The following is a 12,767-nucleotide window of genomic DNA, read 5'->3' on the forward strand; positions in this document are numbered from 1 at the left end:
TCTGGGCAGATGGGCAGTTGGGCAGATGGGCAGCGCGCCCCGCGTCATCCTGCTACGCTCGCAAAGCCTGCCGCCACGGCGGGCTTTTTTTCGCGCTCCTCATTCCCATGGCCTTTCCCCTGATCACCGACCCGCATTTCTACGCGGTCGCCATTCCCGCCGTGCTGCTGCTCGGCATCAGCAAGAGCGGCTTCGGCGCCGGCTTCGGTTCGCTCGCGGTGCCGATGATGGCGCTGGCCGTTACGGTGCCGCAGGCCGCCGCCATCCTCATGCCGCTGTTGCTGCTGATGGACCTGCTGGGCCTGGCCGCGTTCCGGCGCGACTTCGACCGCTCGCTGCTCAAGTTCCTGGTTCCGTTCGGGCTGCTGGGCACGGTGGTCGGCACGCTGCTGTTTCGCGCGCTGCCGGCGCACACGGTGGCGGGCATCGTGGGGGTGTTCACGCTGCTGTTTTTGGCGCAGCGCGTGCTGTTCCCGCCCAAGCCGAACGACCCGCTGCCCTCGCGCGGCGTGGGCGCGGTGCTGACGACCGTCTCGGGCTTCACCAGCTTCATCGCGCATGCGGGCGGCCCGCCGATCAACGCCTACGTGATCCCGCTGCGGCTCAAGCCGGTGATCTTCACGGCCACCATGGCCTACTTCTTCTTCGTGGTGAACCTGAGCAAGTGGATCCCGTACGCATGGCTCGGCCTGCTCGACTTCCGCACGCTGGCCACCTCGCTCGTGCTGATGCCGATCGCGCCGTTGGGCGTGTGGGTCGGCATTCGCATTGCGCGGCGCATCGACGCGACCTGGTTCTATCGCTTCGTGTACCTGGGCATGCTGCTCACGGGCCTGAAGCTCGTCTACGACGGCTTCCTGGCCTGAGCATCCCGCGCGAGCTCAGAACTCGACGATGCTCTTGAAGCCGCCGAAGATCATCCGCTTCGCATCGAAGGGCATGGTCTTCGGGTCCATCGCCGTGATGCGCGGGTCGGCCATCACCTTCGCGTTGACCGTGTCGCGGTGCTTGCGCGACTTGTAGGTGATCCACGAGAAAGCCACCGTCTCGTCGGCCTTCTGCTTCACGCTCTGCGGAAACGAGGTGAGCTTGCCGGGCTTCACGTCGTCGGCGATGCACTCCACGTATTCGAGCGCGCCGTATTCCATCCAGACCTTGCCGGCCTTGCGCGCCAGCTTGCGGTAGGCCTCCACGTTCGCGGTGGGAACGGCAACGATGAAACCATCTACATAGCGAGCCATGGGTGTTCTCCTGAACAGGGAGTGGAAATGCTGGAGGAAGAAGAGGGGCGGTTGCATGGCCTGAGGTTCACGGTGCGGCTGTTCCGCGGGGGGCCATCTTGTCGCCGGCCTTGCCGTTGTCGTTGCCCTTGCCGTTGCTGTGGTTCTGCATCTGCCCCGGCATGGCGGAGCGCAGCAGCAAGGCGCCAATCAGGCCCGCCGCCGCCGCGAACACGGCACCGACGAGAAACGCCAGGTTGTAGCCGCCGGTGAGCGCCAGCGGCATCTGCGCGCCGGCCGCTTCCATCGACGCGGTGCGCGCGGCCGCGGCGCTGGCCAGCACGGCCAGGCCCAGCGCGCCGCCCATCATGAAGGCGGTGTTGACCACGCCCGAGGCCAGGCCCGAGTCGGCCGGGCTCACCTCGCTCATGGCGGCCAGCAGCAGCGGGTTGAAAGCCATGCCCGCGCCCAGGCCGAGCAGCATCATGCCGGGCAGCACGTCGAGTACGAAGCTGCCGCTGACCGGTGCGCGCGCGAACAGCGCCAGCCCGATGGCCGCGAGCCAGAGGCCTGCCGCCAGCGGCTTGCGGATGCCGAAGCGCATCACGATCTTGGCGGACAGCCCGAGCGAGAACACCGCCATGATGATGTTGGACGGCAGGAAGGCCAGGCCGATCTGCATGGGCGTGTACTGCAGCACCAGCTGCATGTAGAGCGCCGAGATGAAGAACCACGCGAACATGGCCGCGGCCCACAGCACGCCCACCACGTTGGCCACCGACACGCTGCGCAGGCGGAACAGGCCCAGCGGCATCAGCGGATGCTGCACCCGCGACTCGATGGCGATGAACACCGCCAGCAGCGCCACCGCCGCGCCCAGCAGGCCCAGCGTCTGCGCGGAGGCCCAGCCGGCCTCGTTGCCGTTGACCACGCCGTACACCGCGAGCATGAGCGACAGCGTGACCGTGACGGCACCGGCCACGTCGAGCTTCTCGCCGTGCGCATGGCCGCGCGCGCTCGGCAGCAGCGCCACGCACAGCGCGTACACCGCCACGCCGATCGGCAGGTTCACCAGGAAGATCCAGTGCCAGCTCAGCGTGCTCGTGAGCAGTCCGCCCAGCAGCACGCCGATGCTGCCGCCGCCCGCGCACACGAAGCCGTACACGCCCATCGCCTTGGCGCGGTCGGCCGGCTCGGTGAACAGGTTCATGATCAGCGAGAGCGACACGGCCGACACCACCGCGCCGCCCAGGCCCTGCACCGCGCGCGCGGCCACCAGCAGGCCCTGCGAGGTCGAGACCCCGCAGGCCAGCGAGGCCAGCGTGAACAGCACCAGGCCCGCGAGGAACACGCGGCGGTGGCCGTACAGGTCGCCGAGCCGCCCGCCCAGCAGCAGGAAGCCGCCGAAGGTCAGCATGTAGGCGTTGACCACCCAGACCAGCGAGGTCTCGGTGAAGCCCAGGTCGGTTCGGATCGAGGGCAGCGCCACGTTCACGATGGTCGTGTCGAGCACGATCATGAGAACGCCGAGGCACAGCACCATCAAGGCGAGCCAGCGCTTGCGGTTGTCGAGTGTGTCGGTCATGGGAGGTCGTTCCTGTTGCGGGCGCCGGGAGCGGCGGGCTACACCAGCGGCTTGCCGCCGTTGATGAGCCAGGGGGTGCCGAAGCGGTCGGTCACCATGCCGAAGCCTTCGACCCAGAATGTCTTCTCGAAGGGCATGGAGACGGTGCCGCCCGCGGCGAAGGCATCGAACACGCGGCGCGCTTCGGCCACGGTCTCCAGCGTGAGCGCCACGCCGAAGCCCTTCATGCCTTCGTAGGCCTGGCCGGGCATGGTGTCGGAGGCCATGAGCATGCCCTCGCCGTAGGCCAGCGAGGCATGCATGATGCGGTTCTTCGCCTCGGGCGGCAGCTGCGCGGTGTCGGGCGCTTCGCCGATGGTCATCATCATCTGCATCTTGCCGCCGAGCGTCTTCTCGTAGAAGCGCATGGCTTCGGCTGCGTTGCCGTCGAACGTGAGGTAGGCGTGGATGGGGGACATGAGCTTTCCTTGGTGGGTTACTTTTCGGTGGCTGTCTTCAGGTTGGCCAGGCCTGCTTCGAAGTCCTTGCCGATCATCTGATCCATGTTGAAGAAGATGCCCATGAGCCTGACGACGTAGGGGCTCGGGCCGTGCATGGCCCAGGTCACCTGCGTGGCGCCGCCCTGGGGCTGCAGCGTGAACTCGGCCATGTTGTGGCCTTCGAAGGGCTGGATGAAGTCGAGCTTGATCGCGACCTTCGACGAAGGCGCCGACTCGACGATCTCCATGTGTCCCGCGCCCGCCTGGCTGTTGCCCTCCCACGCATAGGTGGCCCCCTTGCCGCTGGGCGCGCCGCCGAAGCTGCGCTTCATGGCGGGGTCGAGCTTCTCGTAGGGCGACCAGGCGCCCCAGCGGTGGAAGTCGTCGATCAGCGCAAAGATCTTCTCGGCCGGCGCGTTGATGCGCGCGGTGCGTTCCACGCGGAAGGTGTCGGGCCGGGTGGCCGCGAAGATCAGCAGCGCGGCAATGGCGAGGACGAGAACGAGGGCAATTTTCTTGAGCATGGCGGGACTTGGTGAGGCGATGCGGGGCAATGTCGTGGCGATGACGGGGCGGCGCGAACTCAGCTGGCCTGCTGCACCACCAGCAGCCAGCTCACGCCGAAGCGGTCGTTCAGCATGCCGAAGCTGGAGGTGAAGAAGGTCTTCATCAGCGGTTGCATCACCTGGCCGCCGTCGGCCAGCGCGTCGAACCACTGGCGGGCTTCTGCGTCGGTGTTGGCGGTGAGCGCCAGCATCACGCCCTTGAACTCGGCCTGCCCCGAGCAGCGGCCGTCGGAGGCCATGAGCTCGGTTTCGCCGATGCGCACCACCGCGTGCATCACCTTGTCGGGCGACGGCATCGCGCCGCCGCAGCCGTCGTCGGCGTTGCCCGAAGGGGCTTGCGCGGGCGCTTCGCTGTAGCGCATGAGCTGGACGACCTCGGCGCCGAGCGCCTTCTTGTAGAAGCCGAGCGCTTCGTCGCAGCGGCCTTCGAACGAGAGGTAAGACTGGACTTTCATGGCAATTCCTTTGGATGGAGGAGGTGGGTCGCAAGCCCCCGGTGTCATGGGCCGCAAACAATCGGATTACTTTGTGTACACCGTCCACAAAGAATAGCAGGGATAATGGACAGTGTCCACATGGAATTGCAATGAAGCTCAACAACGTTCCCGAAAGCCTGCCGCCCGCCCGCAGCACCTACCGCCACGGTGACCTGCGCCGGGCCTTGCTGGACGCGGGCATCGAGCTGGCGCGCGACGGCGGCCCCGGCGCCGTGGTGCTGCGCGAGGCCACGCGGCGCGCGGGCGTGGTGCCGAACGCGGCCTACCGGCATTTCGCCAGCCGACAGGAACTGTTGCTGGCCGTGCGCGAGGCGGCGCTGGCCGCGGCGGCGGGCGCGATGGAAAAGGAACTGGCCGTGCTGCCCTGCGACCAGCCGCCCGCCGACTTCGCGCGCGCACAGGTGCGCGCCATCGGCACCGCCTACCTGCGGTTCGCGCAGGCCGAGCCGGGCCTGTTCCGCACGGCGTTCGTGATTTCAGACGAAGGCCGCGGCGAGCTCGGCCCGGGCAAGGGCGGCGCCGACAGCGGGCTCGACCCGTTCGAGTTGCTGGGCAAGGCGATCGACCGGTTGGTGGACGCGGGCGTGCTCGCTGCGCAGCGGCGCCCGAATGCCGAATACCTCGCGTGGTCGGCGGTGCACGGGCTGGCGCTGCTCATCATCGACGGGCCGCTGCGCGAAATGCCGGCCGACGCCGTGCACGGGCTCGGCCAGCAGCTGATCGACATGGTCGAACGGGGCCTCTGAAGCCCTTGCAATCGCCGAAGGCTACAGATAGATCTTCTGCAGCAGCTTGATCAGCGTCTCGCGCTCGCGGGCGCTGAGCCTGGCGCTCGCATCGGCCTCGAGCTGCACCACGGCCTGCTCGGCCTCGCGCACCAGCGTCTCGCCGGCCGGCGTGAGGTGCAGGCCCACGGCGCGGCCGTCGTGCGGATGCGGCCGGCGCTCGATGAGCCCGCGGCTGTCGAGCGTGACCACCAGGCTCACCAGGTTCGGCGGGAGGATGTCCAGCGTGTTGCACAGCTGCCGTGAGGTGGCGCCCGGGTTGTGCGCCAGCAGCGAGAGCACCGAGAAGTCGATCTGCTTCAAGCCGTAGGGCGCCATGCGCTCCGCGAAGAAGTCGCTGACGATCAGCCACGCGCGGCGCGCGTTGTAGCCCACCAGGCCTTCGAGCATGCGCGCGTCGAGCGGGTCGGGCTGGCCTTTGGCGGGAGCAGATTTCGCGGAGGAGGGCATGGTGCGAGCGTAACGCGCGGCAGGCGGCGCCAGTGGCTACTTCGCCACACCCGCGGGCGCCGCCGCGTGCGTCAGCGCCACGGTCTCGCAGGCCTTCTTGACGATGCCCAGGCGCATCTCGAACTCGGGCAGCACCCAGCGCCGGAAGGCGGTGGCCGCGCGTGCCTTGGCTGCGTCCTGCGGCGCCACCGCCTCGATGCGCGCCCAGGCCCAGGCCATCAGCGTGAGCATGGTCACGCGCAGGTAGTCGTCGGCCACCTCGTAGGGCAGCACCGGGTTGGCATGCGCCGCCATGGCCACCGTGGTGCCCAGGTAGCGCAACTGCGCCAGTCGGCGCTGCACGTCGGCGTCGGCCTCGCGCGAGGCGTCCAGCGTGTCGCGCAGCTCCAGCAGCACCGCCGACATGCCGGCGCCGCCGTCGGGCAGCACCTTGCGCACCAGCAGGTCGATGGCCTGGATCTCGTTGGTGCCCTCGTAGATCATGGTCACGCGCGCGTCGCGCACCACCTGCTCGATGCCCCACTCGCGCACATAGCCGTGGCCGCCGAACACCTGCAGGCATTCGCTCGCGCCATGAAAGGCCTGCTGCGTGCACGCGGCCTTGAGCACCGGCGTGACGAAGGCGCACCAGCGCTGCGCGCGCTCGCGCGCCTTCGGGTCGGCGTCGTGCACGGCCACGTCGAGCATCAGCGCGCTGCGGTAGGCGAGGGTGCGCGTGCCGTCGATCCACGCGCGCTGCGTGTCGAGGATGCGGCGCACCGCGGGGTGCTCGGCAATCAGATCGGCGCTCTCGCCGCCGCGGCTCGCGGGCACGGGGCCGGGCGCGCGCATCTGGCGGCGCTCGGCCGCGTAGGCGTCGGCCTTCTGCCAGGCGGCGTCGAGCAGGCCGATGCCCTGCAGCGCCACGTGCAGGCGCGCCGAATTCATCATCACGAACATCGCGGCCAGGCCACGGCCGGGCTCGCCGACCAGCCAGCCCGTGGCGTCGTCGAAGCGCATGGTGCAGGTGGGGCTGCCGTGCAGGCCCATCTTCTCTTCGATGCGTTCGCAGTGCACCGCGTTGCGCGCGCCGTCGGGCAGCAGCTTGGGCACCAGCGCCAGCGACAGCCCCTTGGGGCCCGCCGGTGCATCGTCCAGGCGGCACAGCACCAGGTGCACGATGTTCGGCGTCAGGTCGTGCTCGCCGCCGGAGATGAAGATCTTGCCGCCGTTCACCCGCAGGCTGCCGTCGGCCTGCGGCACGGCGCGCGTGCGCACCTGGCCCAGGTCGCTGCCCGCATGCGCCTCGGTGAGGCACATGGTGGCGAGCCACTCGCCGGTGGCGATCTTCGACAGATAGCGCTGCTTCAGTTCGTCGCTGCCGTGGTGCTTGAGGCAGGCATAGGCGCCGTGCAGCAGGCCCGGCGCCATCGTGAGGCCGTGGTTGGCGGCGGCCAGCCATTCGTAGAGCACCGCTTCGAGCACCGCGGGCAGGCCCTGTCCGCCGTCTTCCGTCGCGGCCGACAGCGCAGGCCAGCCGCCGTCGACGAAGGCCTGGTAGGCCTCTCTGAAGCCCGGCGGCGACACGACGTTGCCATCGGCAAAGCGGCAACCGACTTCGTCGCCGCCGCGGTTGATGGGGGCCACCACTTCGCCGACGAAGCGGCCGGCTTCTTCAAGCACCTGCGACTGCAGTGCTTCGTCGACTTCGGCAAAGGGCGCGAGCGCGGCCAGGCGCGCGGGCGCGTCGAGCACGGCGTTGAGCAGGAAGCGGGCGTCGTCGGGGCGGGGCTGGTAATCCATGGAGGCTCTTCTGCTTTCGCTGATTCAGGGGGTAGGCAGCTTGCAGGCGAAGCTGCTCGCGCGCTCGGTGTCGCCACCGGTGTAGGTCGCAACTTGCGGGTAGGGGCACAGCGGTCGTGTGCGTTGGGCCGACCAGTTCGCCGGCACCTCGGCATTCGGCGCCGGCGTGCCCGCGCCGCGCGCGCTCGCCGTGACCGACGCGGGCGCCTTGCCTTGCTCGACCCAGTCGACCAGTGCGCTCAGCATGTCGAACTGGTCGGTGGCCGGGCCGCCCGCGCAGTGGTTCATGCCGGGCACGGGAAAGTAGCGCGCGAAGGCCGACGCATCGCCGCCGTTCGCGGCCTGCACGCGCTCGTACCAGGCGGCCGTGTCGTCCGACGAGAACACCGGGTCGCTGGTGCCGTGGTAGACGATCATGCGGCCGCCCTTGTCGCGCAGCGCGGCCAGGTTGGCGGCGTCCGGCGGCGTCATGAACGACAGCGCCGATTCGCGGAACAGGCCGTCCGTCGCCGCGATGCGCGGTGCGTCGCGGTCCATGTCGAAGCCCAGCGCGAAGGGCAGGCCCTGTGGCCGGTCGGCCAGCGGCGGCGTGCTGAAGATGAAGGCCACGGCGCCGGCGTCGCGCGTTCCCGGGCTGGCGAACTTCCATTCGCGCCAGTTGCTGCCGCTCACGCCCGCGTCGAACGGAAAGCCGCTGTAGATGGGCTGGCCCGCGCTGTTGCGCGCGCCCTTGAACACGTTGGCGAGCGCGTTCTTCTGCGGCGCGCTCAGGCACATGCCGTCGCGCGTGCCTGCGGCGCACGTCGGCACGGCGGTCTGGATGTCGAACTTCGTCCTGCAGGCCTGCACGTTCGACACGATGCCGTCGGCCAGGCCGTCGAGCGCGTCGCAGCGCTGCAGCACCTTGTCGGCCACCAGCTTCATCTCGGCGGGCGTGAAGGCGCTCTGCAGGTCGGGCTGGCCGGTGGATGTCTTGGCGCTGGCAACGGCGGCGTACTGCTGCGCGCCATAGAGTTGCGCCACCGCCGCCTTCGGCAGGTTGAAGCCGGGGTCGCCCGCGAGGATGCCGTCGTAAGAGTCGGCCGAGCGCACCGCGGCCACCATCGCATGGCGTCCGCCGTTGGAGCAGCCGCCGAAGTACGAACGATCGGGTCCGCGGCCGTAGGCCTTGGCGATGAGGTTCCTGGCCATCGGCGTGAGCTGCGCGACGGCGTTGTAGCCGTAGTCGAGCCGCGCCTGCGGGTCGAGCCCGAAGCGCGGGCCCATCGCGCCCGCATGGCCGGCGTCGGCGCTGATGACGGCAAAGCCCATCTGCAGCGCACTGCTGCGCGGGCCGCCACCGCCGACGCCGCCCAGCGCGGGCAGCACCACGCCGTCGAGCCCGCCGTTGGCCTGGTAGAAGAAGCGGCCGTTCCATGCCACGGGCAGGCGCATCTCGAAGCCGATGGCGTAGCGCTGGTTGTCGACGGGGCTCGTGCGCTCGTTCATGCGGCCCTGCACCAGGCAGTGCGCAGGGGCGTTCATCGCCACGCCGCCGACCGTGACGGTGCCGGCGGGTACTTCGGTGGCGGATGTGTAGACGGTGCCCGGCAACGCGGCGCGGGCCGCGAGGTCGGTGCACGCTTGGAGCGTGCCGGCGCGCGCCGCGGCCAGCGGCGCATGGGGTGCCGTCGCACGCGTTGCGCACGCCGCGAGCAACACGGCCACGCCGAGTGCGCTAGCGCACAGGCCGAAATGAAGGTGGCGCTGTCGGGTCATGGGGTCTCCTTGCCGCGAGGGCCGCGGCCGTGTCGTCGTCAGGCGGCCTTGCGCGCCGCGCCCAGGTAGGTGTCGATCACGCGCGAGTCGACCGCCAGTTGCTTCGCTTCGCCTTCCAGGCTCACGCTGCCCATCTCGAGCACATAGCCGTGGTCGGCCACTTCGAGCGCGGCGCGCGCGTTCTGCTCCACCAGCAGGATGGTGACGCCCGTGGCGCGCAGCGCTTCCACCGTGCGGAAGATCTCCTGCACCACCAGCGGCGCCAGTCCCAGGCTGGGCTCGTCGAGCATCAGCAGCGTGGGGCGCGACATCAGCGCGCGGCCCACCGCCAGCATCTGCCGCTCGCCGCCCGAGAGCGTGCCGGCCAGCTGCGCGCGGCGTTCCTTCAGCCGCGGGAACAGCGTGTAGACCTCGTCGATGCGGTCGCGCCATTGCTTGTTGCGCAGGCGCACCTGGCGGAACGCGCCGAGCACCAGGTTGTCTTCCACCGGCATGGTGCCGAACAGCTCGCGCTTCTCGGGCACCAGCGCAATGCCGAGCATCACGCGCTCTTCGAGCGACAGCGCCGCAATCGGCTGGCCCTTGAATTCGATGATGCCCTTGGAGGGAAGCACGCCCATCAGCGCGTTGAGCAATGTCGACTTGCCGGCCCCGTTCGGGCCGATCACCGTGACGACGCTGCCCTGGCCGGCCTTCAGGTCGATGCCGTGCAGCACTTCGGCGCGGCCGTAGCCGGCGTGCAGGCCGCGGATCTGGAGCAGGGGTGTGCTCATGTCAATGCTCCGTTCCGAGGTAGGCCGCGCGCACCTTGTCGCTGGTCTGCACTTCGGCGGGCGTGCCCTCCATCAGGTGCGTGCCGAATTCCATCACCACGATGTGGTCGCAGATGTCCATCACCAGTCCCATGTCGTGCTCGACCAGCAGGATGCTCATCCCTTCGCCGCGCAGCTGCCGCAGTACCTTGCCCAGCGCTTCCTTTTCCTTGTGGCGCAGGCCGGCCGCGGGCTCGTCGAGCAGCAGCAGGGCCGGGTCGGCGCACAGCGCGCGCGCAATCTCCAGCAGGCGCTGCTGGCCCATCGCGAGGTTGCCCGCGGTCTCGTGCAGGTAGTCGCCCATGCCCACGCGCTGCAGCTGGCGCTCGGCCTCGCGGAACAGCGCGCGCTCTTCGTTGCGGTCGATGCGCAGCATGGCCGCGACGGCGCCCTTGCGCCCGCGCAGGTGCGCGCCCAGCGCCACGTTCTCCAGCACCGTCATGTCGGCCACCATCTTCACGTGTTGGAAGGTGCGCGACACGCCGCGCTGCGCGATCTGCCGCGCGCCGAGCCCGCCGATGGCCTCGCCGCGAAAGCGCACCGCGCCGCCCGACAACCCGAGCACGCCGGTCACCAGGTTGAAGGTGGTCGACTTGCCCGCGCCGTTCGGCCCGATGAGCCCGACGATCTGGCCGGCGCGCGTCTGGAAGCTGATGTCGTTCACCGCCACCAGCCCGCCGAAGGTCTTGCGGATGGACTGCACGTCGAGCACCACCTCGCCGGCAGCCGGCTTGGCGCGCGCGGGCAGGTCCTGGGCGCCCTGCCAGTCGACCGCGCGGCGCGGACGCGGCAGGCGCCGGTCGACGAAGGCCCACAGCCCGTTGGGCAGGTACTTGAGCACCAGCACGATCATGATGCCGAACACGATCAGCTCGTAGCTGCCGGCCGTGCCGATGAGCTTGGGCAGCAGCACCTGCAGCTGGTCCTCGAGCAGCTTGACCACGCCCGCGCCGGCAATGGCGCCCCACACGTGGGCCGCGCCGCCCAGCACCACCATGAAGAGGTACTCGATGCCCATCTTCAGCCCGAAGGGCGAGGGGTTCACCGTGCGCTGGAAGTGCGCGAACAGCCAGCCCGAGATGGACGCGAGCAGCGCCGCCAGCACGAAGATGCCGATCTTGAAGCGCAGCGTGTTCACGCCCATGGCCTCGGCCATCTGCGAGCCGCCGGCCAGCGAGCGGATGGCGCGGCCGCTGCGCGAGTCGAGCAGCCGGATCACCGCGAACGCCGCAAGGATCGCAAAGGCCCACACCACGCCGTAGAAAAGGCGCTGCTGGCCGAACTCGAAGCCGAACAGCGACAGCCCCTTCACGCCCAGGATGCCGTCGTACTTGCCCAGCGCCTCGAGGTTGCCCATGAGGTAGTACAGCGACAGTGCCCACGCGATGGTGGCCAGCGGCAGGTAGTGGCCCGACATGCGCAGCGTGATCGCGCCGATGAGCGCGGCGCTCAGGCCCGTGAACACCAGCCCGATGAACAGCGTGACCCACGGCGAAAGTCCCGTGTTCACCGTGAGGTAGGCCGTGGTGTACGCGCCGATGCCCACGAAGGCCGCCTGCCCGAAGGAGGTGAGGCCGCCCACGCCGGTGAGCAGCACCAGCCCGAGCACGGGCAGCGTGTAGATGCCGATGTAGTTGAGCTGGATGATCCAGAAGTCGGGCAGCGGCAGGAAGGGCAAGGCCACCAGCACCAGGATCAGCGCGAGCGGGCCCCAGGTGCGCAGCGGGCTCTTGTCGGGTGCGGAGGCGGCGGGGTTCAGGAGCGCTTCCATGTCAGTGCTCCTCGTCCGAATGGCCGCTCTTGAGCGAACGCCACAGCAGCACCGGCAGGATGATGGTGAACACGATCACTTCCTTGAACGAGCTGGCCCAGAACGAGCCGAAGGCCTCGATGACGCCCACGGCCAGCGCGCCCAGCAGCGCGCCCGGGTAGCTGGCGAGGCCGCCGATCACGCCGGCCACGAAGCCCTTCAGGCCGATGAGAAAACCCGAGTCGTAGAACACGGTGGTGGTCGGCCCGATCAGCAGGCCCGACAGCGCGCCGATGAGCGCGGCCATCGCGAAGGTGAGCTGCCCGGCGGCCTGCGTCGAGATGCCCATGAGCCGCGCGCCGAGCCGGTTCACGGCCGTCGCGCGCAGCGCCTTGCCGTACAGGCTGCGTTCGAAGAACAGGTACAGCAGCACGATCAGCGCCGCCGACATGGCGAAGATGATCAGCGCCTGCCCGCTCACGTTCAGCGGCCCGAGCGCCATGCGCTCGTCCCAGAACGGCGGGTTGCGAAAGCCTTCCGCGCCGAAGAACAGCAAGCCGAGACCGGTCATCGCGAAGTGCACGCCGACCGAGACGATCAGCAGCACCAGCGAACTGGCGCCGGCCAGCGACTGGTAGGCCACGCGGTACACCAGCGGCCCGAAGGCCGTGACGATGAACACGGTGAGCAGCGCCTGCACGCCGATCGGCAGGTTGCGCGGGCCGGCCCAGGCCGACACCGCGCAGATGACGGCCGGCAGCGCGAAGGTGCGCAGCGCCGCCTTCACGCCGCCCGTGGCGCTGCCGCTGTGGCGCCAGGTGGTGACCAGGTCCATCAGCGCGGCAACGCCGGCCAGTATGAGCAGCAGCCACACCGTGCCCGGCGTCTTGCCGGTCTGGAAGATCGCCAGCGTCAGCGCGCCGTACGCCACGAATTCGCCCTGCGGAATGAAGATGACGCGGGTCACCGTGAAGACCAGCACGATGCCCATGCCCAGCAGGGCATAGATCGCGCCGTTGGTGAGGCCGTCCAGCGTCAGGATGCTGGCGATTGAGAAATCCATGGCGTGAGGTGAAGGCTGCT

Annotated in this window: 13 protein-coding genes; 2 read left to right on the plus strand and 11 right to left on the minus strand. The window is 69.5% G+C overall.

Annotation, left to right across the window (positions count from 1 at the left end):
- Nucleotides 1-107 precede the first annotated feature (107 nt).
- On the plus strand, nt 108-866 hold the full coding sequence (locus BM013_RS31180) for a sulfite exporter TauE/SafE family protein (protein WP_093132365.1): 759 nt from the start codon (nt 108-110) through the stop codon (nt 864-866).
- Between the two features lie 15 nt (nt 867-881).
- Here BM013_RS31180 and BM013_RS31185 read toward each other — a convergent pair whose 3' ends face one another.
- The 5 genes from BM013_RS31185 to BM013_RS31205 all read right to left on the minus strand — a co-directional run bounded on the left by BM013_RS31185 (nt 882) and on the right by BM013_RS31205 (nt 4,305).
- The gene (locus BM013_RS31185; protein WP_093132367.1) at nt 882-1,241 is read right to left on the minus strand and encodes a DUF1428 domain-containing protein; all 360 of its coding nucleotides are present in this window, start codon (nt 1,239-1,241) and stop codon (nt 882-884) included.
- A 67-nt stretch (nt 1,242-1,308) separates the two neighbouring features.
- On the minus strand, nt 1,309-2,805 hold the full coding sequence (locus tag BM013_RS31190) for a DHA2 family efflux MFS transporter permease subunit (protein WP_256221794.1): 1,497 nt from the start codon (nt 2,803-2,805) through the stop codon (nt 1,309-1,311).
- 38 nt (nt 2,806-2,843) lie between these two features.
- The gene (locus BM013_RS31195) at nt 2,844-3,263 is read right to left on the minus strand and encodes a VOC family protein (protein ID WP_093132369.1); all 420 of its coding nucleotides are present in this window, start codon (nt 3,261-3,263) and stop codon (nt 2,844-2,846) included.
- 17 nt (nt 3,264-3,280) lie between these two features.
- On the minus strand, nt 3,281-3,808 hold the full coding sequence (locus BM013_RS31200) for an SRPBCC family protein (RefSeq protein WP_093132371.1): 528 nt from the start codon (nt 3,806-3,808) through the stop codon (nt 3,281-3,283).
- Nucleotides 3,809-3,867: 59 nt separating this feature from the next.
- Nucleotides 3,868-4,305, minus strand: coding sequence for a VOC family protein (locus BM013_RS31205; RefSeq protein ID WP_093132373.1), 438 nt, complete (start codon nt 4,303-4,305; stop codon nt 3,868-3,870).
- Between the two features lie 131 nt (nt 4,306-4,436).
- Between BM013_RS31205 and BM013_RS31210 the strand changes: the two genes are divergently transcribed.
- The gene (locus BM013_RS31210) at nt 4,437-5,093 is read left to right on the plus strand and encodes a TetR/AcrR family transcriptional regulator (RefSeq protein ID WP_093132375.1); all 657 of its coding nucleotides are present in this window, start codon (nt 4,437-4,439) and stop codon (nt 5,091-5,093) included.
- Between the two features lie 21 nt (nt 5,094-5,114).
- Here BM013_RS31210 and BM013_RS31215 read toward each other — a convergent pair whose 3' ends face one another.
- From BM013_RS31215 to BM013_RS31240, 6 genes are read right to left on the minus strand one after another with little or no spacing between them, the layout of a single operon-like run.
- On the minus strand, nt 5,115-5,582 hold the full coding sequence (locus BM013_RS31215; protein ID WP_093132377.1) for a MarR family winged helix-turn-helix transcriptional regulator: 468 nt from the start codon (nt 5,580-5,582) through the stop codon (nt 5,115-5,117).
- Between the two features lie 36 nt (nt 5,583-5,618).
- Nucleotides 5,619-7,364, minus strand: a complete 1,746-nt coding sequence (locus tag BM013_RS31220) for an acyl-CoA dehydrogenase family protein (RefSeq protein WP_093132379.1) — start codon at nt 7,362-7,364, stop codon at nt 5,619-5,621.
- 24 nt (nt 7,365-7,388) lie between these two features.
- Nucleotides 7,389-9,122, minus strand: coding sequence for a tannase/feruloyl esterase family alpha/beta hydrolase (locus BM013_RS31225; protein ID WP_093132381.1), 1,734 nt, complete (start codon nt 9,120-9,122; stop codon nt 7,389-7,391).
- Nucleotides 9,123-9,160: 38 nt separating this feature from the next.
- Nucleotides 9,161-9,895, minus strand: a complete 735-nt coding sequence (locus tag BM013_RS31230) for an ABC transporter ATP-binding protein (RefSeq protein ID WP_093132383.1) — start codon at nt 9,893-9,895, stop codon at nt 9,161-9,163.
- A gap of 1 nt (nt 9,896) precedes the next feature.
- Nucleotides 9,897-11,705 carry a branched-chain amino acid ABC transporter ATP-binding protein/permease gene (locus tag BM013_RS31235; protein WP_093132385.1) on the minus strand — a complete coding sequence of 603 codons (1,809 nt, stop codon included), beginning with the start codon at nt 11,703-11,705 and terminating at the stop codon, nt 9,897-9,899.
- Nucleotide 11,706: 1 nt separating this feature from the next.
- Nucleotides 11,707-12,747, minus strand: a complete 1,041-nt coding sequence (locus BM013_RS31240) for a branched-chain amino acid ABC transporter permease (protein WP_093132387.1) — start codon at nt 12,745-12,747, stop codon at nt 11,707-11,709.
- Nucleotides 12,748-12,767: the final 20 nt, after the last annotated feature.

It is taken from the genome of Variovorax sp. OK605, from assembly GCF_900115445.1.
Taxonomy (GTDB): domain Bacteria; phylum Pseudomonadota; class Gammaproteobacteria; order Burkholderiales; family Burkholderiaceae_C; genus Variovorax.